Origin of the sequence: Mesorhizobium sp. M1365 (assembly GCF_040317865.1) — a bacterium.
Taxonomy (GTDB): Bacteria; Pseudomonadota; Alphaproteobacteria; order Rhizobiales; family Rhizobiaceae; genus Mesorhizobium.
Genome location: NZ_JAMYLG010000009.1, coordinates 102,579 through 120,718 on the forward strand (window position 1 = coordinate 102,579; position 18,140 = coordinate 120,718).

Genomic DNA, 18,140 nt, shown 5'->3' on the forward strand with positions numbered 1-18,140 from the left:
GAAGTTCCTTCAGAGCCCGAGATGCCCTTTCAGGTCGGGTACCGATGCAAGTACCTCACTGGTCAGCTGCGGGCCAGCGGCTGTCTCGGCCTGCTGGACCAGCATCGTGCCGGCCTGGCTGATCTGTGCGAGCGTGAGGCCTGATGCCTTGAGTATGGCGACGCCGTTGATCAGCGCGCCGGTCTTTTCGCCGAGAGCGCCGCCGAGCGCGCCCTCCAGCGAGGACAGGAGGCCACCACCGGAAGCCGCGCCGGGAGCCATGACATCATATTGCTTGGCCAGGGCGTCGGCTCCCGGGATTTTGGCAAAGAAGCTGGACAGAGTCGTGCCTTCCGCCTCGTGTTCGAGCACCGAGAAAATCGTGCCGGCGACCTTTTCCGTCAAAGCCTGGTTGAGACCGGATTTCTGGGAGACGGTGTTGATGATGTCCTGAACGTCCATGACCTTTCCTCAGGCTTTGGTGTTTGCGGGCGGGTGCCGGTTGGCGCGGATCTTGATCAACGATCGTTTGAAGGCGGTGAAGGCAGTGAACCGCAGCGCCAGCAAAGCCATAGCGGCGAGGGCGAACCCACTTGCCAGAAGCGGGGAGGGAAAGGTCATGGGCGTGTTCCTTCGTCGTCAATCAGGCATTCTTTTCCCGCCAAATGGCCATTGTCGTTCGCCAAATGGCCCGAGTGAGGCATAGCCCGGTAACTTCTTTTTACATTGTGGTGCGTGCATTTAGCATTGCCACAAAGGACCAAAATTTAACGACAGTGGGGCTAGCGGCATCACGGCCCTCGCGCAGGGACTTATGGCAGCCTCACTCAGCCGTGACTGGACCAGGCAAGCTTCGGCTCTATGTTGCCGCGGGGGGCGCCGACGAGGAGCGCGCCATGACAACACCTGCCGAACCCACCGCCGCCGAGCCTGTCATTACCCAGGCGATGATCGATGCCTATGACGAATATACGCACCTGACGCTCGACCGGCGGCGCTTCATGGAGCAATTGACCAGGCTTGCCGGATCGGGTGCGGCAGCTGCCGCGATCGCGCCGCTGCTGGCGGCGAACTCGGCCCAGGCGGCAATCGTGGCGGAAGACGATCCGCGTGTGAAAGGCGAGGACATCAGCTATCCCGGCAGCGCCGGCGAGATGAAGGGCTATCTGGTCAGGCCGGCGGAGCAGACCGGCAAGCTTGGCACGGTCATCGTGGTGCACGAGAACAGGGGTCTCAACCCGCATATTCGCGATGTGGCGCGGCGCGTGGCGCTGGAAGGGTTCGTGGCGCTTGCGCCGGACTTCATGGCACCGCTCGGCGGCACGCCGGACGATGAAAACAGGGCACGTGACCTGTTTTCCCAGCTCGATCCAGCACAGGTCGCCGCCAATGCCGTGGCAACCGTCGCCTACCTCAAAGGCTACAAGGACGGCAACGGCAAGGTCGGCGCTGTCGGCTTCTGCTGGGGCGGCGGCACGGTGAACATGCTGGCCGTCAACGCGCCGGACCTCGCCGCCGCCGTCGCCTATTACGGCATGCAGCCACAGGCCGAGGACGTGCCGAAGATCAAGGCCGCGCTCATGCTGCATTATGCCGGGCTCGACACCCGCACCAATGCCGGCATCGATGCCTTCAAGAAGGCACTCGACGCGGCCCATGTCGAATACTCGGTCTATGTTTATGAAGGCGCCAACCATGCCTTCAACAACGAAACGTCGGCGGCCCGCTATGACAAGAAGGCGGCTGACCTCGCCTGGGGCAGGACGATCGCCTTCCTCAAGGAGAAACTGGCCTGATCAGTCCGGCGCCGGCTTATGGAACGCCACGCCGGCCACCACCAGGGCGATGCCAAGGCAGTCGGTGAGGCTCGGCACCTGCCGCAGCACAATGATGCCGATCAACGTCGCGGTGACCGGCAGCAAAGACAGCATCAGCGCGAAGCTGGAGCGCGGCAGCCGCGACATGGTAAGCTGGTCGCAAATATAGGGAATAACCGACGAGCAGATGCCGACGCCGACCGCCGCAAACAGCAGCGGCGGCGCCGAGAAAGCCGGCAGAGCATCGGCGAAACCGATCGGAAGAACGACGAGAAGGGCGACCGCCATGGCGGCACCCAGCCCGGCGATGCCATCGCCGGCGCCGCCGCGCGCGACGCGGTGGCCGAGCACGATGTAGCTAACGAACAGCGTGCCGTTGAGGAAGGCCCAGAACAGGCCGACGGGATCGCTCGACCATTTGACGTCGATCAGCAACAGGGTGCCGGCGACAGCGATTGCGAGGGCGGCGAGATTGCGCGGGCTTTTGAGGCCAACAAGCGCAACGGCGATGGTGCCGACGAATTCGATCGCCGCCACCAGCGAGATCGGCAGCCGGTCGAGCGCCAGGTAAAACGAGCAATTCATCACCCCAAGGCAGACGCCGAAAGCCACAAGCAACAACCGCGTCGAGCGATCGGCGCGGGCGAAGACCGCCCATGGCCGGGTCAATGGGGCAAAGACGAGTGCCGCGGTGGCGATGCGCAGCCAAGCCATGCCCAGCACGCCGACATGCGGGAAGAGCAGCACCGCGAAGGCCGGTCCGAGATAGTGGAACACGGCGCTGACGCCGAACCAGAGATGCGGCGGGACCGCGTTTGCCAAGGTAAAGGCGGGGCCGGCGAGTGCCGGACTTGCCGCTGGGGCTTGCGTCCGATCTTGCATGGGATCAGTATCGCAGGCGATTTTTGCCATTGATATGGATGATGGCCGGGCATTGCGGCCATTTCCTTTCCGAAAGCAAGGAGTATTCCGCTGAAACGCCTTCGAAATGAAAATAGCGATCTGGATCCGGCGGACCTGAAAATCCTGCGCCTGCTGGAAAAGGACGCGCGCACCAGCACCGCCGAACTGGCGCGGTCGGTCGGCCTGTCGGCGCCGAGCGTGGCCGAGCGCATCAAGCGGCTGCAGGAAAGCGGCGTGATTGAGGCCTACACGGTGCGCATCAATCCGGCCGCGCTCGGCATGAAATTGTCGGCGTGGCTGCGGATCAGGCCGGTGCCGGGCCAGCTCGCTGTCGTGGCCGAAATCATCCGCGACCTACCGGAAATCGCCCAATGCGACCGGGTCGCCGGTGAAGACTGTTTCATCGCGCTGGCGCATGTCGCCTCGGTGGCCGAGCTCGAGCGGGTGATCGACCGGATCATTCCGTTCGCGATGACCAATACGGCGATTATCCAGTCGTCGCCTGTCGTGGCGCGTTCGCCGCTGGGGGCGGTGAAGCGGCTGCCTTGACACTTGGGATCGTTCGTCAGCACGTCGTCAGAAATGCAAACCGGACGGCCGGTCTGTTTCTTCCCCCACCGTTCAGGCGTGGCCGCGTTTCATCCGCGCCTGCTTCAGGATGGCGCGCCAGCGGATCATGGCGAAGGGGATCGGCTCGTTGTTGTTGGCGATGTGGAAGATCTCGTTGTTGAGGTTCTTCAGCGAGCGCCAGAAATCATAGTCGGTGATGCGTGGATCAGCCGCCAGCCTGTCCGCCTCGACCTTGATGTCGGTTTTCATGCACGTTCCCCGAACCGCTGCTGCTCCGCCGCCCGTATCGCAATTCGATGCGGACGGTTTTCCAACGCCGCGCTGAGTCGTTCAACGTCTCAATTCGGCTTGTTCACGTTAAAACCTCGGTAAGGTTAACGGCGGTTGGACGGTGGTTCAAGCCGGCTTACGACGAATCCCGATCGAGCGGCCGGCGCGCTCCGGCATCGGCAGGGCGGCGTGGGCGGCGCGCATCGCTTCCACCCGGGCCAGGACGTCGGCGGGGAAGGGCGCGACCTTCGGGCCAGCCATGTCGACGTGCAGCGACAGCGTTTCGGATGTGGCGGCGAGCCAACCGTCGACATGACGGATTTCCTGATAGGCCCTCAGCCGCTTCTCGTCATGGTCCAGCAGCTGGAACGAAACCGTGACCTTGTGGTCGAGATGCAACTCCTGGACGTAGCAGACATGGACTTCCGCCGTGTAGATGGTCAGCCGTCGTTCTTTCACGTAATCCGGCCCCATCCCCATCATCTCGAAGGCTTCGTCGGAGCAACGATCGAAAAGCACGTTGTAGTAGGCCATGTTGAGATGGCCGTTGTAGTCGATCCAGGCCTCCTCGATGTCCATGGCGCGAGAGACGAAAGGGGCAGGGATGGGCATCGGAAACTTCCTTCTCGTCATGCCGGGATGAGCGTGGACTGGACAGAGCGTGGTTGGTGAGACTACGCATCCGTAGATGCAGAACAAGGGTGGACGCTGGTCCATTCGCGGAGGAATCGATGGCTCTAAGCGACCTCAATCCGGTCGAGCGCAACGAAGAAGGCATTGCCGCCGTACTCGGCATCCTCAAGCAGCGGCTCGGCGAGCGATTCCAGACCGGCCAGGCGATCCGGGCCCAGCACGCGCACACCACGACCTATATCCCGACGCAGGCGCCGGACGGCGTCGCCTTTGCCGAGACGACGGAGGAGGTGCAGGAGATCGTGCGCGCATGCGCGGCACATCGCGTGCCGGTGATCGCCTTTGGCGTCGGTTCCTCGCTGGAAGGCCACACCAATGCGCCGGGCGGCGGCATCTCGCTCGATACGTCACGCATGAACCGTATCATTGCGGTCAATCCGCAGGACCTCGACTGCATCGTCGAGCCCGGCGTGACGCGCGAGGATCTCAACCGGCATCTGCGCGACACCGGCCTGTTCTTTCCGATCGACCCGGGCGCCAACGCCTCGCTCGGCGGCATGGCGGCGACACGAGCGTCGGGCACCAACGCGGTGCGCTACGGCACGATGCGCGAGAACGTCCTGTCGCTGACGGCGGTGATGGCCGATGGCGAGGCAGTGACGACCGGCAAGCGCGCCAAGAAGAGCTCGGCCGGCTATGATCTGACGCGGCTGCTGATCGGTTCGGAAGGCACGCTTGGCATCATTACCCAGCTGACCTTGAAGCTGCAGGGCATTCCGCAGGCGATTTCAGGCGGCGTCTGCCCGTTTCCCAGCCTCGAGGCGGCGTGCAACGCGGTGATCGCGACCATCCAGATGGGCATTCCGGTGGCGCGCATAGAATTGGTCAACGCGCTGCAGATGCGGGCGATGAAGACCTATTCGAAGCTCGACTATCCGGAGAGCCCGTGCCTGTTCGTCGAGTTCCACGGCAGCGATGCCAGCGTCGCCGAACAGGCCGAGACCTTCGGCATGATCGCCGAGGAAAATAGCGGCGGTCCGTTCCTGTGGACCAGCGTCGCCGAAGAGCGGACAAAATTGTGGAAAGCCCGGCACGATGCCTACTGGTCGTCGCTGACGCTACGGCCGGGCGCCAAGGGCCTGTCGACCGATGTCTGTGTGCCGATCTCGCGCTTTGCCGAATGCGTCACCGAGACCGAGGCGGATATCGCCGAGATGGGCCTGATCGCGCCGATCGTCGGCCATGCCGGCGACGGCAATTTCCATGTGCTGGTGCTGATGGACGTGGACGACCCGAAAGAGATCGCATTGGCGGAAAAATTCGTGGCGCGGCTCAATTTGCGCGCCATCGCCATGGACGGCACCTGCACTGGCGAGCATGGCATAGGGCAAGGCAAGATCGGCTTCCTGCGGCATGAGCTCGGCCATGGCGTCGACATCATGCGCACGATCAAGCAGGCGCTCGATCCGCTGAACATCATGAACCCGGGGAAGATACTGCCGGGAAAGGACTGACATCAGGCCGCTGCCGCGCCCCGATTTGCCTCTTTATCGACACGCTGATGCGGGTAGAGTGCCACTGACTTTACTATCAACTGTCCAGGAGTTCATGCTCGCACGCCTGTTCGTGATCTTCGGTGGGCTTCTTGTGCTGGTGCTGTGTGCGGCGCTGGTGGTGCCGTACTTTGTCGACTGGACAGGTTACCGTGCCGATTTCGAGCGCGAGGCCAGTGCCGTCCTGGGCCGCAAGGTGACCGTGCGAGGCGATGCGACGGCAAGGCTGTTGCCGTTCCCCTCGGTGACCTTTTCCAACGTCGCCGTTGCCGGTGGCCCTAACGGCCAGCCGGCGATGACCGTCGAAACCTTTTCGATGGATGCAGAACTCGCGCCATTCCTGCGCGGCGAGGTGCTGATCTTCGACATGCGCCTAGTGCGGCCGAAGGCGACGATTGACATCGCCGCCGACGGCACGGTCGACTGGACGATACGGCCGTCCTCGCCCTTCGATCCCGGCCAGATCTCCATCGAGAAGCTGACGGTGACGGAAGGACAGATCGCGCTCAGCCACGCCGCCGGCGGGCGCAGCCATCTTATTTCCGAGATCAACTCGACGATCTCGGCCAAGTCGCTGGCCGGCCCCTGGCGGCTGGACGGCTCGCTGTTGCTGGACGGGTTGCGGACCACGATCACCGCTTCCACCGGCAAGGCCGAACCGGACGGGCAAATGCGGCTCAGGCTCAAGGCCGATCCGGACGCCTATCCGCTGGTCATCGAGACCGACGGCAATGTGGGCCTCGTCGAGGGCGCCGCCGTCTATTCGGGCCAGTTCAAGATATCGGGCGCAGACCAGACTGCGGCGCGGCAGCTGGGCACCGGCGGCGAGGCGCTGAAAGTCAGCGCCGGCAAACCGGACCCGGGCTTCAGGCTGAACGGCAAGTTTTCGCTCGACCACCAGAAGCTCGGCGTCGACGAATTCCGCTTCGAGACCGGGCCGCGCGACAATCCCTACACTGCCGACGGCAAGGCTGCGGTCGACCTTGGGCTGAAGCCGCATTTCTCGATCGAGGCCAATGGCGCGCAGGTGCAGTTCGACGAGGCCGTGGGGGCGGCGGCCGGTGCCGGATTGACGCTGTCCGAGCGGGTGGCGGCGCTGGAGCAGGCGCTGCTCGACCTGCCGAAGCCGACCATACCGGGCACGGTCGAGGTGAAACTGCCGGCGGTGGTGGCAGGCGATACCACCGTTCGCGACGTGCACCTGTCCGCCGAGCCAGCCGAGGGCGGCTGGGCGGTAAAATCGCTGGCCGCCACGCTGCCCGGCCGCGCCAAGCTGGAAGCCAACGGCATGGTCAGCGTCGAGGACCATTTCGGTTTCACCGGATCGCTGCTTCTGGCGGTGGCGCAGCCCTCCGGCTTCGCCGCATGGCTGTCGAAGGACGTCGACGAGGCGATCCGCCGCTTGCCGGCCGCCGGCTTCAAGGCCAAGGTGGATTTGAGCGAGAAGCACCAGGCCTTCAGCGATCTCGAACTCATCCTCGGCAAGGCGAAGTTCTCCGGCCGCATCGATTCCAGCCAGCCCGACGACACAAGGCCATCGGTGCTGATGCAACTGGAAGGTGGCGAACTCGATGTCGACGGGCTCGCCGCCTTCGCCTCGATCTTCGTCAGCGACAAGGGCGCCAACCGCTTTTCCGACCGCGACCTCGATTTCCAGATCAAGGCCGGGCCGGTCAGCGCCGGCGGGTTGACCGCCGATAGCGTCGACACCGCGCTTAGATTGCGCGATGGGCTGCTTGAGATCGATCGCCTGTCGGTCGGCGGACTTGCCGGCGCCTCGATCAGCGCTACCGGTCGAATCAAGGATTTCCCGGCGAGCCCGACCGGCAAGCTCGACGCCTCGGTGGTCGCCGTCGACCTCAAGCCGCTGATCGACGTCGCCGTCCAGCATTATCCCGACAATGCAGTGCTGAAGGGCCTGGCGGAGCGTGCTGCTGCCTATCCCGAGCTGTTCCAGGATGCGCGTATCGATGCGGTCACGAGTGCCGCAGACAATGGCGACGGTACGACTGGACTGGCAATGAGCGCACAGGGCAAGGCCGGTGGCGCGGCCTTTTCGGCGTCGTTGTCCGGCAAAGGGGCGCTCGACCGGCCTCTCGAAGCGCCGGTGACGCTGACCTTCAACGCAAGGAACGCCGACGCCACCGCGCTTCTGGCGCTTTACGGTCTGCCGGCGCTGCCACTCGGCATGCTCGGCGAGGCGACCACCGAGGTCTCGGCCAAAGGCACGCTTGGCGGCGGCCTGGCGACACGATTCAGCCTGGCCGGCAATGACTTCAAAGCTGGTTTCGACGGGACAATTGCCGACACGCCTCAAGGCGCGGCCGCCAAGGGCAAGGTCAGCCTTGAAACGGCCGACATCGAGCCATGGCTGATGACGACCGGGGTCGGCCTGCCCGGCATGGGCACCGGCATGTCGACGTCGCTTGCAGCCGATGCCGATTACGGCAATGGTCTCCTGGTGCTGAGCGGCCTCAGCGGCGCCGTCAACGAAGCGGCGGTTTCCGGTGACGTAAATATCGACATCAACGAGGGGCTGCCGCATCTTGCCGGCGCGCTGTCGCTGGACGAGCTGGACCTCGATCCGATGGCGGTGATGCTGTTCGGCGACCAGGCCTTCCTTGTCAATGACAGGACCTGGCCGACGGCACCGTTCAGCCAGAAATCCAGTCTGCCATTTACCGCCGATCTCGATCTGACGGCGGCGTCGCTTGCCGCCGGTCCGCTTGCCACCGCCTATGACGCTGCGCTGTCGCTGCAGCTCGACCAGGAGGGCATCCGCGTTTCCGACCTCAAGGCAAAGTTCCTCGGCGGCGCGTTGAGTGGCCTGTTCGAGCTCAAGAACAATGACGGCACCGGGCTTTTCTCCGGTCAGATGAAACTCGCCGGCGCCGATCTGGCAGCCGTGCTGCCGGAGGCCGGCATCAGCGGAAGCGGCGAGTTCTCGACGGCGCTTTCGACCAGCGGCAAATCGGTCGACGCGATGGTCGCGGCGCTGTCCGGTTCCGGCACGGCGACGCTGAAGGGCATGACTATTGCCGGCTTCAATCCCGATGCCTTTGGCGCATTCATTGCCAAGGCCGACGCGATAGGGCGCGATATCGACGCGTCGAAGACCGCCGGCTTTGTGCCGCAGATCGCCGCGGCGGGCAGTTTTCCGGCGCAGGACACCGATATTGCCTTCACCATCGCCGGCGGCACGCTAAGGGCGCCGCCGGTCAAATTCGAAAGCACGGGCGCGACGCTGTCCGCCGACATCACCGCCGATCTGAACACCAGCACCGTCGATGCCAAGGGCGAGATCGCCTACCGGCCCGGCGATGAGGCGCTGGTCGGCTCCGAACCGATTTTGAATTTCAGCGTCGACGGGCCGTTTGGCGCCACCAAACGGCAGTTCGACAGCGAGCCGCTGGCACAGTTCCTGACCCAGCGTGCGCTGGAAAAGGAGCAGCAGCGGGTCGAAGCCATGCAAGCCGCACTGCTCGAGAAACAAAGGCTGCGGCGTGAGGTGCGCTACTACGCTGCGCTGCAAACCGAGCGTGAAAGAGCGGCGGAGGAACTGCGCAGGCAACAGGAAGCAGCGCGGCTGAAGGCCGAGGCCGACGCCAAGGCAAAGGCCGAAGCCGAGGCTCAGGCCCAGGCCGAAGCCGAGGCGAGGGCGCAGGCTGAGGCCAAAGCGAAAGCTGAAGCGGACGCCAAGGCAAAGGCCGAAGCTGAGGCGCAGGCCCAAGCCGAAGCGGAGGCCAGGGCGCAGGCTGAAGCCAAGGCAAAGGCGGATGCAGCGGCGAAAGCCGAAGCCGAGGCCAGGGCGAAAGCCGAGGCGGCTGCAAAGGCCGCAGCGGATGCCGAAGCCAAAGCCAAGGCGGCGCAACAGGCTGCCGAGGAAGCAGCGCAGGCCGAAGAACAGCAACGCCAGAGGGCGGAAGAGGCGTTGCGGATCGCCTCGGAAGAGAAGGCAAGGCTCGACGCCGAACGCAAGGCCGCGGCGGAGCGCGCGGAACGGGAGCCACCGGCCGCAAACAACGTGCCACCGCCAGTGCAGCCCCCGCCAAAGCTCAAGCTCGATCCCTCGTCGATCGACGATCTGCTGAAATCGCTGAATGGCGGGTGACGGCGCATCCCTTATGTGTCGCCTCCAGCAAGCAAGCGCTTCAGCATCGGCTCGATCCGCCCGAGTTCGTCGAGATGAGCGGCTGACAGATCGGCGAGACTGTCGTCGGCGCGCTCGGTCAGCCGCAGCAGCACGCGGCGGTGGTCCTCCTCGTCGTGGTCCCTCGCGACCAGCCCGGCTTCGCAAAGACGGTTGACCAATTCCACTGCGCTGTGATGGCGGATGCGCAGGCGCTCCGCGAGGTCGCCAATGGTCACCGGCCCTCCGCCGGGGAACCCTTTGATTGCAAGCAGGGCCTGATGCTGGCGTGGTGTCACCAACATCGCTCGTGCCCGCCATCCTCGGTGGCACGGCCGGCGACCCATCCGCAAGTCGGCACGCCGCCAGAAAGCAAGGTCTGCAAATGAAGTCCGATCACGCCAACCCCAGCCATCTGCGCGATTTTACCACCGACGCCCGGGTGCTGCTCATTGCCGGCATAGCGGTGGTGGTTGCGACGGCGGGGTTGTTTGCCGGCATTGCCCTCTTGAAGCTGATCCGGCTTGCCACGAACATCGCCTATTTTGGCCAGTTCACGCTCGCCGACCTGAAACTGCAGGATACGCCGCTTGGCAGGCCGAAGAACGCGACCGTTCGGCTTTGCTGGGCTTCCGTATCCGGCGCAGGAAACAGGATAGCGTTGCCTGAAGGCTACAACTTGCCGCGCTTGGCCCAATCCAGCACATAGAGCCGGAGCGCCGAGGAGAGATTGGCATCCCGCGGGCGGCTCTCGTCGATTTCGGCGACAAGGGCGGCGAGCGTCAGTTTTCGCACGGCCGCGATGGCGACCAGGTCGTCGTAAAAAGGCTTTTCGAGCGAATAGCTGGTGCGGTGGCCGCGAATGGTGACCGAGCGCTTTTCCACCGGGCTCACGAGACGATCCTACTCACACTTCAAGCATCGGATTTGTCCGAATCGCCCGAATTTTCGCGGCGATGGCCGGCGACGAATTTATCAGCCTTGTCGGCGATCAGGCGGTCGCGATCCCGGCTGGGTTTGGAACGGCCATGCAGCGCCCGGTTCTGTTCGGCCAGGCGCTCCTTCTCGGCTCGCGCCTTCTGCTTGCGTGCCTGACGGAGATTGACGATCTCGGCCATGTCACGCCGCCCGTCCGGTCACTTCTTGCGGAAGGCGTCAAGCGACACCACGTCGGCGCCCTTGGCGCCGGCGTCGGCCGCGGCAGGCTTCTTTTCCGCCTCGGCGGTTTTCTTCTTCGCCTCGGGCTTTTTCTCGGCGACGATGGCCAGCGGTTCGGGAGCAGGCTTGGCCTTTGTCTCCTGTTCCGCCGGGGTATCGGTCTTGACGTCGAATTCGAGCTCGAAGTTGACGGACGGGTCGTAAAAGCCGCGTACGGCCGAGAACGGGATTTCCAGTTTCTCCGGCACGTCGGAAAACGACAGCCCGACCTCAAAGCCGGTGTCGCTCACCTTCAGGTCCCAATACTGGAACTGGATGACGATGGTCATCTGTTCGGGATAGCGCTCGCGCAGCCGCGACGACACGCGCACGCCCGGCGCGCCGGTGAGAAAGGTGATGAAGAAATGATGGTTGCCCGGGAGACCGGTGCGCGCGACTTCGGCCAGGACCTTGCGCATGACGCCGCGCAACGCCTCCTGGGCCAGAATGTCGTAGCGGATGTGGTCGTCGGCCATGTGGCTGTCGGGTTCCGTTGAATCGTCCTGATAGCTGTAATCAAGCTTGAGCGCGGCGTAAACCGGATATAGATCGCCGGCGTGCGGAAGCGAAGCCCATTGGCGACGATTTGATCGCCAAACGGCTTTGATCGTCAAGCGCTGGCGAGCGCGCCCTGTTTGCTCGCCCGGGCCACAGGCTGCCGCTTGCCGAAGGCGCGCAGGAAGGTGCGCACGCCATTTGTCGCCGATTGCACCACCTCGTCCTCGGTCGGCGTGCCGCCGAGCATGAACGTCGTCTGCAACTCGGCATTGGCAAGCGCCATGAACTGGCGCGCTGCGACATCGGGATCGTCGATGTCAAGGAAGCCCGCATGAGCGAGGCGGGCGAAGCGGGCGGCGATCGCCGGCCATGTCCTGCCCGGTCCCTCTTCGCGCCATTCGGCGAACAACTCGGGATAGCGCCCGCCCTCGGTCTGGATCAGCTTGCGCAGGAATTTGCCGTCGCGGTTGCAGATGCAGTTGTGGTTCATCCGCACAGCAAAGGCGATGAGGTCGGCCTCGAGATCCTTCGGCTGATCGGGAAAAGTGGAGATCGTGGCAAAGATGCCGGCATTGCAACGTTCGGTGAGGTCGCGGACGATGGCAACGAAGAGTTTTTCCTTGTCGCCGTGATGATTGTAGATGGTCTGGCGGGAGACGCCGGCCTCGGCGGCAATCATGTCGATATTGGCACCGGCAAAGCTTTCGCGGCAGAAGACCGAGGCGGCGGCATCGACAATCGACATGCGCTTGGCCTCGTGGCCTCGCGGCGGGAAAATGTCAGGAGAGACGTTGGCCTTCATGCAAAACTATATAGAGGTGGTTGACGAATTAGACAAGCCTGTCTAAATTTGTGGACTTGCACGAAGGGGGTTTCGTTCCGCAGAAGAGTCGGAACTCCACGGGATGGAACGTCCTAGGGTTACACGCCGGTCCTCGGCGGCAACCAGAATTCGAAAGAGCCTGCTATCATGAACGCCAAATTCCTCCGCATTGCGGTCGTGCTCGGCCTATTGTCCGCGATCGGCCCGTTTGCCATCGACATGTATCTTCCGGCCCTGCCTTCAATCGGAGAGGATCTGCATGCCGGCACTGCTGCGGTGCAGATGAGCCTGCTGATCTTCTTTCTTTCCATGGGCTTCGGCCAGATCGTCGTCGGACCGATCTCCGACATGGTCGGCCGCAAGCTGCCACTCTACGGCGGCCTGGCGCTGTTCATGGTCGGCGGCGTCGGCTCGGCGCTGGCTCCCTCGATCGAATGGCTGATCGCCTTCCGCTTCCTGCAAGGGCTCGGCGCCAGCGCCGGCATGGCCGTGCCGCGCGCGATCGTGCGCGATCTGCATACCGGCACCGAGGCCGCCAAGCTGATGTCGCTGCTGATGCTTGTGTTTTCGGTGTCGCCGATCCTGGCACCGCTGACCGGTAGCCAGATCATCGAGAATTTCGGCTGGCGCGCCGTGTTCTGGACGGTGACGGGCGCGGCCGTGCTCGCCACCATCCTGCTGGCGACCTCGCTCAAGGAGACACGGCCGGTCGAGGAGCGCGCCGGGTCGTCCTTCGGGACGGCACTTTCCGGCTACCGCTTCCTGATGGGCGACCGCAACTTCCTTGGCCTGACGGCCATCGCCGGCTTCGGCATTGCGAGCTTCTTCGTCTATCTGTCGAGCTCGTCCTTCATCCTGATCGACCATTATGGCCTGTCGCCTTCGGTTTACAGCGTGTTCTTCTCGATCAATGCGGTTGCCTTCATCGGCATGTCGCAGCTGACCGGGTTGCTATCGGAGCGGTTCGGGCTGCAGCGCGTGGTGCGCGTCGCGGTGACCGGCTATGCGACGACGATGGTGGTGCTGTTCGCGGTGATGGCATCGGGTGTCGACCGGCTCGACGTGATGGCGGCGCTGCTGTTCATTGGCTACGGCTTTCTCGGCCTGGTCATCCCGACGACGTCGGTGCTGGCCATGGAAGAGCATGGCGAGATCGCCGGTACGGCGTCGGCGCTGATGGGCACGCTGCACTTCGCCATCGGCGCGGTCGCCATGGGCGTCGCCGGCGTGTTTTTCGACGGCACGCCGCTGCCGATGGTGGCGGGCATCACGCTCTGCGCGGCGATCTCCTTCACACTGGCCAAAATAACGCTCGGCCGCAGCCGGGACGTCGCGGAAGCGCCGGCGGAGTAAACTTCGCTTATCGAGACAAAAAGGCCGGGCGATGTTCCCGGCCTTTTCACGTTTGCGGTCCCGGTTCAAAGCAGCCTATGCCTATATGACGGGTTCAGGACATGCAGCTTCGACATCTCAAAACCTTCGTGGCGGTCGCCACCACCTTGAACATCACACGCGCCTCCGAGCGGGTTCATCTTGCCCAATCGAGCGTGACCGAACAGATCCAGGCGCTGGAAATCGATCTAGGCACGTCGCTGTTCGACAGATCACGGCGTGGCTTGAAGCTGACGGCGGCGGGACAACGCCTGCTGGACTATGCAAACGATCTCCTCGACCTCGCGGACGAAGCCCGTTCCGCAGTCGCCGACGCGAGCGGCACGGTTGCCGGTCGCCTGACTGTCGGCGGCCTGGAGACGCTTTGCTCGACACGCTTGCCAGCTGTGCTGGCGGAATTCCATCGGCGCCATCCCGATGTGGAACTGAACCTCAGGGCGGACGATAGCAGTGCGTTGCGTGCCGGCGTGACAAGCGGGGCGCTGGACGTATCTTTCCATTTCGGAGCCGTCCCGGCGGCGCCGCCGGAGCTGCGAAGCGAGCAAGTGGCATTAGAAGAGCTCGTCACCATAATGCCGGCAAATCACCGGTTGGCCGGATATTCTGCCATAACGCCCGACGATCTGGCCGACGAGGCCTTCCTCGTCACCCAGCCCGGTTGCGTCTATAGGCGGATGTTCGACGAAACGTTTGCCGCAACATTGCCTGACCGTCCAAAACTCGTCGGCGAGTTCGCCAGCATGGGCGCGATACGGAGCCTTGTTGAAGGCGGTCTTGGATGCGCGCTGGTCCCGCGTCTCGTGGCTTCCGCGGCTGACGCCAATATCGTCGTGCTGCCCTGGGTCGGAAGCAGCCCGGTGACGCCGGTCACCATGGTATGGCGCCACCGCCGCATTCAAGCGCCGGTGCTGCGGCTGTTCCTTGCAATGGTCCGCGAAATTTTGGCCATCGCTAGACCAGTCGCTGGCCACCATCGACATGAAGCACGGTTCCGGTGATGAAGCCGTTGTGCATGAGGGACGTGATGGCTTGGGCAATGTCGGCTGCCTGGCCGATCCGGCCGACGAGCAGACGCTTTGCCATGGCGTCCAGCGCGGCTGTCTTTCCGCTGCCGACGACGGCATCCCAAATCGGCGTGTCGACCCAGCCGGGCGAAACGACGTTGACGCGGATCGGCGCCAGTTCGACGGCAAGCGCGTAGGCGAGTGAGCCAAGTGCCCCATTAACGGCTGCCACCACCGAGCCTTTCGCCGCCGGACGATAGGCGGCGATGCCCGAGGTCAGCGTGATCGATCCCCTAGGCGTCAGACGAGGCGCGCCATGCTTGGCAAGAAGAAGCGGTCCGACGACTTTGGAATCCATCACTTTGCGCGCCACCGAGATATCCATCTCGGGAAGCAACACATAGACGCCGGTAACGTCGGCGGCGGTCGAGACGATGTGGTCGAGCGTGCCGACATCCTGGAACAGGCGCTGGACCTCGTCCTCGCTTGTGACGTCGGCTGCGATCGTCCTCAGCCTTTCCGGGTGAGGCAAGCGCTGCCGTGCGGCCGACAACCGGTCCTCGGAGCGGCCGACGATCGTAACCTCGGCGCCGGCGGCAAGCTGCTGTTCGGCCAGCGACAGCCCCATGCCGGAACTACCGCCAACGATCAGGATGCGTTCGTGTTTTGGTGTGGTTTCCTGGTTCATCTTATCTCTCCATGAGGCAGCTCGCCGGGCATGACCACACGCGGCGAGAAACTGAGGCCTTGTCCCGCAAAGGCGTAGAAGAAGGGAAACGGGAAGAAACGAATGCTGCCATCGGAGGTTCCGATGATGGGAGGCCCTTGGGCTTTCGCCTCAGCCTGAGACGCCTCAGCCTGAGACGTTGACGATGCGCGATTTTCTGTGTAGCAGCGATCATCATGAAGATCGCAATGGTTCTTGCAGTGGTAGGAAAGCGCACGGGCAGGATGGTGTAACCATCCGGCGACAGCCACCCGTGCGCGACAAACAGGCTCCGACGGGGCCTTTTTTTATGCCCGAAATTCTTCTTACGCCCGATTTCGGCGACGCCCCGTCAACCCATCCTCATCACGCTACGGGACAGAACCATGACAAGCGATAATTCCATTCAGCATACGAGCAACCGCATGATAGGAGCGGAGATCGTTCTCCGCGCACTCAAAGACAATGGTGTGGAGCATATTTTCGGCTATCCCGGCGCGGCCATATTGCCGATCTACGACGAGATATTCCAGCAGGACGACATCAAGCATATCCTCGTGCGCCACGAACAGGGCGCCGGCCATGCCGCGGAGGGTTATGCCCGGTCCACGGGCAAGGTTGGCGTGATGCTGGTCACATCAGGCCCAGGCACGACGAATGCCGTGACGCCCCTGCAGGACGCGTTGATGGATTCAGTACCGATCGTCTGTCTGTCCGGACAAGTGCCGACAACATTGATCGGCTCCGATGCCTTTCAGGAATGTGACACGATTGGCATCACGCGATCCTGCACCAAGCACAACTCTTTGGTCAAAGACGTCAATGACCTGGCGTCAGCAATCCATAGGGCGTTCCACATCGCCCGGTCGGGGCGACCGGGGCCTGTTCTCGTCGACATGCCAAAGGACGTTCTGTTTGCGTCCGGCGTGTACACGCCGCCATCAGACGTTGTCGCGCTGAAGAACTATCGACCGAAGCTGCAGGGCGATATCGGCAAGATCGGCCAGGCGATAGAATTGATGGCCAATGCCAGCCGTCCCGTTATTTATGCCGGCGGCGGCATCGTCAATTCCGGCCCGGAAGCATCGAGATTGCTGCGGGAGTTGGTTCAACTGACCGACTTTCCGATCACCTCGACGCTTATGGGCCTTGGGGCTTACCCCGCCTCCGGCAAGAACTGGCTCAAAATGGTCGGTCTGCATGGTTCCTATGAGGCGAACATGGCGATGCACGATTGCGACGTCATGATCTGTGTCGGCGCGCGCTTCGATGACCGCGTGACCTCGCGTGTGGACGCTTTTTCGCCGAACTCCAGCAAGATCCATATCGATATAGATCCGTCCTCGATCAACAAGAACGTCCACGTCGATATCGGCATACAAGGCGATGTCGGCAATGTTCTGGATGACATGGTTCGTCTATGGCGCGCATTGCCTCAGAAACCGGATGGAGGCCGCCTCCAGGACTGGTGGAGAAGGATCGTCGGCTGGCGCGCACGCAATTCATTCTCTTACGAGATGAACAAGGATGTGATCATGCCGCAATATGCGGTGCAGCGTCTCTACGCGCTGACGAAGGATCGCGACACATACATCACCACTGAAGTGGGCCAGCATCAGATGTGGGCGGCCCAATTCTACGGCTTGGAAAAGCCGAACCGCTGGATGAGTTCGGGCGGCCTCGGGACGATGGGCTACGGCCTGCCGGCGGCGCTGGGCGTGCAGATCGCACATCCGGACAGCCTCGTCATCGATATCGCCGGCGACGCATCGGTTCAGATGACCATGAAAGAGATGTCGACGGCAGTCCAGTACGACGCGCCGATCAAGGTCTTCATCCTGAACAACGGATATATGGGCATGGTTCGCCAGTGGCAGCAAATTCTCCACGGCAACCGCCTCGCGCATTCCTATTCCGAGGCTTTGCCCGATTTTATCAAATTGGCCGAGGCGTTCGGAGCGGTCGGCCTGCGCTGCGACAAACCAGCCGACCTTGATGATGCGATCCAGGAAATGATCGATGTGGACCGGCCGGTGCTCCTTGACTGTCGTGTTGCCAAGCTCGCCAATTGTTTTCCGATGATCAGGACGGGCAGGGCGCACAATGAGATGTCACATGAGGCTGCCGACGAGACCTTTGGCAGCGCGATCGAAACGATCAGCCAGGGACTGGTATGAACGCAGCGGCGCCAGGGCGTATCAGGGCGTAAAAAGCCCAGGCCCGCAGCTGCACATATCGGGCGAGCCTGCGGCTGCGCATATCAAAAAGGGGGAGAAATGGAGGTTTCTGTTGCCAGGTACCTCCGAACCCCGCCTAGAAGTGCGAACCACTAGGGCTTGAATTGAAGCTATCGCACCGCTTACGCGGCGAGACGTGCTTCCGCATAGTTGTCGTTGGCAACTATAAGTTTAGCCCGATAACGGTGGTACAATGCCGGGCAAAAGTACGATCTTTACACCTTCGTCGATCCTATTTCGCCCCCAGCAAAAGCCGCTCCTGAGCAGCGGTTTTTGGTGGAGGCGCCGGGTACCGCCCCCGGGTCCGAACGGCTTATTTCATCGCCTGTTTATCGCCATAGTCGGTCGAGCCGACGAAGCGAATATAGGGACTGGCGGTGGAAAATGAAAGGCCGGAATGCCACTTTCGTCCGTGCCAAAGTGGATCAT

Annotated in this window: 18 protein-coding genes, 1 other RNA gene and 1 pseudogene; 8 read left to right on the forward strand and 12 right to left on the reverse strand. The window is 63.0% G+C overall.

The window, feature by feature from the left end; translation table 11 throughout:
- Positions 1-9 precede the first annotated feature (9 nt).
- Positions 10-441, reverse strand: coding sequence for a hypothetical protein (locus NKH04_RS13550; protein ID WP_352614313.1), 432 nt, complete (start codon positions 439-441; stop codon positions 10-12).
- Positions 442-450: 9 nt separating this feature from the next.
- Positions 451-600 carry a hypothetical protein gene (locus NKH04_RS13555; RefSeq protein WP_023676719.1) on the reverse strand — a complete coding sequence of 50 codons (150 nt, stop codon included), beginning with the start codon at positions 598-600 and terminating at the stop codon, positions 451-453.
- A 275-nt stretch (positions 601-875) separates the two neighbouring features.
- On the opposite strand from NKH04_RS13555, the gene NKH04_RS13560 reads away from it, so the two are divergent.
- Positions 876-1,775, forward strand: coding sequence for a dienelactone hydrolase family protein (locus NKH04_RS13560; protein ID WP_353044443.1), 900 nt, complete (start codon positions 876-878; stop codon positions 1,773-1,775).
- Here the strand turns inward: NKH04_RS13560 and NKH04_RS13565 are convergent, their stop codons facing one another.
- Complete coding sequence (locus tag NKH04_RS13565) at positions 1,776-2,678, reverse strand: EamA family transporter (RefSeq protein WP_352768967.1); 903 nt, start codon at positions 2,676-2,678, stop codon at positions 1,776-1,778.
- A gap of 90 nt (positions 2,679-2,768) precedes the next feature.
- Between NKH04_RS13565 and NKH04_RS13570 the strand changes: the two genes are divergently transcribed.
- A complete protein-coding gene (locus NKH04_RS13570; protein ID WP_352471646.1) occupies positions 2,769-3,248 on the forward strand; it encodes an Lrp/AsnC family transcriptional regulator in 480 nt (159 codons plus the stop codon).
- 72 nt (positions 3,249-3,320) lie between these two features.
- On the opposite strand, the gene NKH04_RS13575 is transcribed toward NKH04_RS13570, so the two are convergent.
- Positions 3,321-3,518 (reverse strand): hypothetical protein, encoded by a 198-nt coding sequence (locus tag NKH04_RS13575; protein WP_023676715.1) that lies wholly within the window; start codon positions 3,516-3,518, stop codon positions 3,321-3,323.
- 147 nt (positions 3,519-3,665) lie between these two features.
- Entirely contained in the window at positions 3,666-4,151 is a 486-nt protein-coding gene (locus tag NKH04_RS13580) for a thioesterase family protein (protein ID WP_352471602.1), read from the reverse strand.
- Positions 4,152-4,270: 119 nt separating this feature from the next.
- On the opposite strand from NKH04_RS13580, the gene NKH04_RS13585 reads away from it, so the two are divergent.
- Together NKH04_RS13585 and NKH04_RS13590 are read left to right on the forward strand one after the other, a co-directional pair.
- On the forward strand, positions 4,271-5,686 hold the full coding sequence (locus tag NKH04_RS13585; RefSeq protein ID WP_353044444.1) for an FAD-binding oxidoreductase: 1,416 nt from the start codon (positions 4,271-4,273) through the stop codon (positions 5,684-5,686).
- Between the two features lie 94 nt (positions 5,687-5,780).
- Positions 5,781-9,836, forward strand: coding sequence for an AsmA family protein (locus tag NKH04_RS13590; RefSeq protein WP_353044445.1), 4,056 nt, complete (start codon positions 5,781-5,783; stop codon positions 9,834-9,836).
- Between the two features lie 11 nt (positions 9,837-9,847).
- Here the strand turns inward: NKH04_RS13590 and NKH04_RS13595 are convergent.
- Positions 9,848-10,153, reverse strand: a pseudogene (locus tag NKH04_RS13595) (MarR family winged helix-turn-helix transcriptional regulator); the annotation flags it as partial.
- Positions 10,154-10,164: 11 nt separating this feature from the next.
- Between NKH04_RS13595 and NKH04_RS33215 the strand changes: the two are divergent.
- Positions 10,165-10,563 (forward strand): hypothetical protein, encoded by a 399-nt coding sequence (locus NKH04_RS33215; protein WP_502893718.1) that lies wholly within the window; start codon positions 10,165-10,167, stop codon positions 10,561-10,563.
- On the opposite strand, the gene NKH04_RS13605 is transcribed toward NKH04_RS33215, so the two are convergent.
- The 4 genes from NKH04_RS13605 to NKH04_RS13620 form a co-directional block, all read right to left on the reverse strand.
- A complete protein-coding gene (locus NKH04_RS13605; RefSeq protein ID WP_352450079.1) occupies positions 10,527-10,748 on the reverse strand; it encodes a ribbon-helix-helix domain-containing protein in 222 nt (73 codons plus the stop codon). The two genes, NKH04_RS33215 and NKH04_RS13605, sit on opposite strands and share 37 nt — an antisense overlap.
- 20 nt (positions 10,749-10,768) lie before the next feature.
- Positions 10,769-10,972: a DUF4169 family protein gene (locus NKH04_RS13610; protein WP_023676708.1), complete on the reverse strand. Its 204-nt coding sequence runs from the start codon at positions 10,970-10,972 to the stop codon at positions 10,769-10,771.
- An 18-nt stretch (positions 10,973-10,990) separates the two neighbouring features.
- On the reverse strand, positions 10,991-11,527 hold the full coding sequence (locus tag NKH04_RS13615) for an SspB family protein (protein WP_353044446.1): 537 nt from the start codon (positions 11,525-11,527) through the stop codon (positions 10,991-10,993).
- Between the two features lie 134 nt (positions 11,528-11,661).
- On the reverse strand, positions 11,662-12,351 hold the full coding sequence (locus NKH04_RS13620) for a TetR/AcrR family transcriptional regulator (protein ID WP_352450076.1): 690 nt from the start codon (positions 12,349-12,351) through the stop codon (positions 11,662-11,664).
- A 168-nt stretch (positions 12,352-12,519) separates the two neighbouring features.
- On the opposite strand from NKH04_RS13620, the gene NKH04_RS13625 reads away from it, so the two are divergent.
- Positions 12,520-13,725, forward strand: coding sequence for a multidrug effflux MFS transporter (locus NKH04_RS13625; protein ID WP_023676705.1), 1,206 nt, complete (start codon positions 12,520-12,522; stop codon positions 13,723-13,725).
- Positions 13,726-13,826: 101 nt separating this feature from the next.
- Complete coding sequence (locus NKH04_RS13630; RefSeq protein ID WP_353044447.1) at positions 13,827-14,762, forward strand: LysR family transcriptional regulator; 936 nt, start codon at positions 13,827-13,829, stop codon at positions 14,760-14,762.
- Here NKH04_RS13630 and NKH04_RS13635 read toward each other — a convergent pair.
- Positions 14,716-15,456, reverse strand: a complete 741-nt coding sequence (locus NKH04_RS13635; protein ID WP_352815392.1) for an SDR family oxidoreductase — start codon at positions 15,454-15,456, stop codon at positions 14,716-14,718. The two genes, NKH04_RS13630 and NKH04_RS13635, sit on opposite strands and share 47 nt — an antisense overlap.
- A gap of 404 nt (positions 15,457-15,860) precedes the next feature.
- Between NKH04_RS13635 and NKH04_RS13640 the strand changes: the two genes are divergently transcribed.
- Positions 15,861-17,651, forward strand: coding sequence for an acetolactate synthase 3 large subunit (locus tag NKH04_RS13640; RefSeq protein ID WP_353044448.1), 1,791 nt, complete (start codon positions 15,861-15,863; stop codon positions 17,649-17,651).
- Between the two features lie 98 nt (positions 17,652-17,749).
- Here the strand turns inward: NKH04_RS13640 and ssrA are convergent.
- Positions 17,750-18,105, reverse strand: a transfer-messenger RNA (tmRNA) gene (ssrA, locus tag NKH04_RS13645).
- Positions 18,106-18,140: the final 35 nt, after the last annotated feature.

What these genes read in the sequence shown, in the direction of transcription:
- NKH04_RS13550 (WP_352614313.1), bottom strand. Translation starts at nt 441, where the DNA reads ATGGACGTTCAGGACATCATCAACACCGTCTCCCAGAAATCCGGTCTC.
- NKH04_RS13555 (WP_023676719.1), bottom strand. Translation starts at nt 600, where the DNA reads ATGACCTTTCCCTCCCCGCTTCTGGCAAGTGGGTTCGCCCTCGCCGCT.
- NKH04_RS13560 (WP_353044443.1), top strand. Translation starts at nt 876, where the DNA reads ATGACAACACCTGCCGAACCCACCGCCGCCGAGCCTGTCATTACCCAG.
- NKH04_RS13565 (WP_352768967.1), bottom strand. Translation starts at nt 2,678, where the DNA reads ATGCAAGATCGGACGCAAGCCCCAGCGGCAAGTCCGGCACTCGCCGGC.
- NKH04_RS13575 (WP_023676715.1), bottom strand. Translation starts at nt 3,518, where the DNA reads ATGAAAACCGACATCAAGGTCGAGGCGGACAGGCTGGCGGCTGATCCA.
- NKH04_RS13580 (WP_352471602.1), bottom strand. Translation starts at nt 4,151, where the DNA reads ATGCCCATCCCTGCCCCTTTCGTCTCTCGCGCCATGGACATCGAGGAG.
- NKH04_RS13585 (WP_353044444.1), top strand. Translation starts at nt 4,271, where the DNA reads ATGGCTCTAAGCGACCTCAATCCGGTCGAGCGCAACGAAGAAGGCATT.
- NKH04_RS13590 (WP_353044445.1), top strand. Translation starts at nt 5,781, where the DNA reads ATGCTCGCACGCCTGTTCGTGATCTTCGGTGGGCTTCTTGTGCTGGTG.
- NKH04_RS13610 (WP_023676708.1), bottom strand. Translation starts at nt 10,972, where the DNA reads ATGGCCGAGATCGTCAATCTCCGTCAGGCACGCAAGCAGAAGGCGCGA.
- NKH04_RS13615 (WP_353044446.1), bottom strand. Translation starts at nt 11,527, where the DNA reads ATGGCCGACGACCACATCCGCTACGACATTCTGGCCCAGGAGGCGTTG.
- NKH04_RS13620 (WP_352450076.1), bottom strand. Translation starts at nt 12,351, where the DNA reads ATGAAGGCCAACGTCTCTCCTGACATTTTCCCGCCGCGAGGCCACGAG.
- NKH04_RS13625 (WP_023676705.1), top strand. Translation starts at nt 12,520, where the DNA reads ATGAACGCCAAATTCCTCCGCATTGCGGTCGTGCTCGGCCTATTGTCC.
- NKH04_RS13630 (WP_353044447.1), top strand. Translation starts at nt 13,827, where the DNA reads ATGCAGCTTCGACATCTCAAAACCTTCGTGGCGGTCGCCACCACCTTG.
- NKH04_RS13635 (WP_352815392.1), bottom strand. Translation starts at nt 15,456, where the DNA reads ATGAACCAGGAAACCACACCAAAACACGAACGCATCCTGATCGTTGGC.
- NKH04_RS13640 (WP_353044448.1), top strand. Translation starts at nt 15,861, where the DNA reads ATGACAAGCGATAATTCCATTCAGCATACGAGCAACCGCATGATAGGA.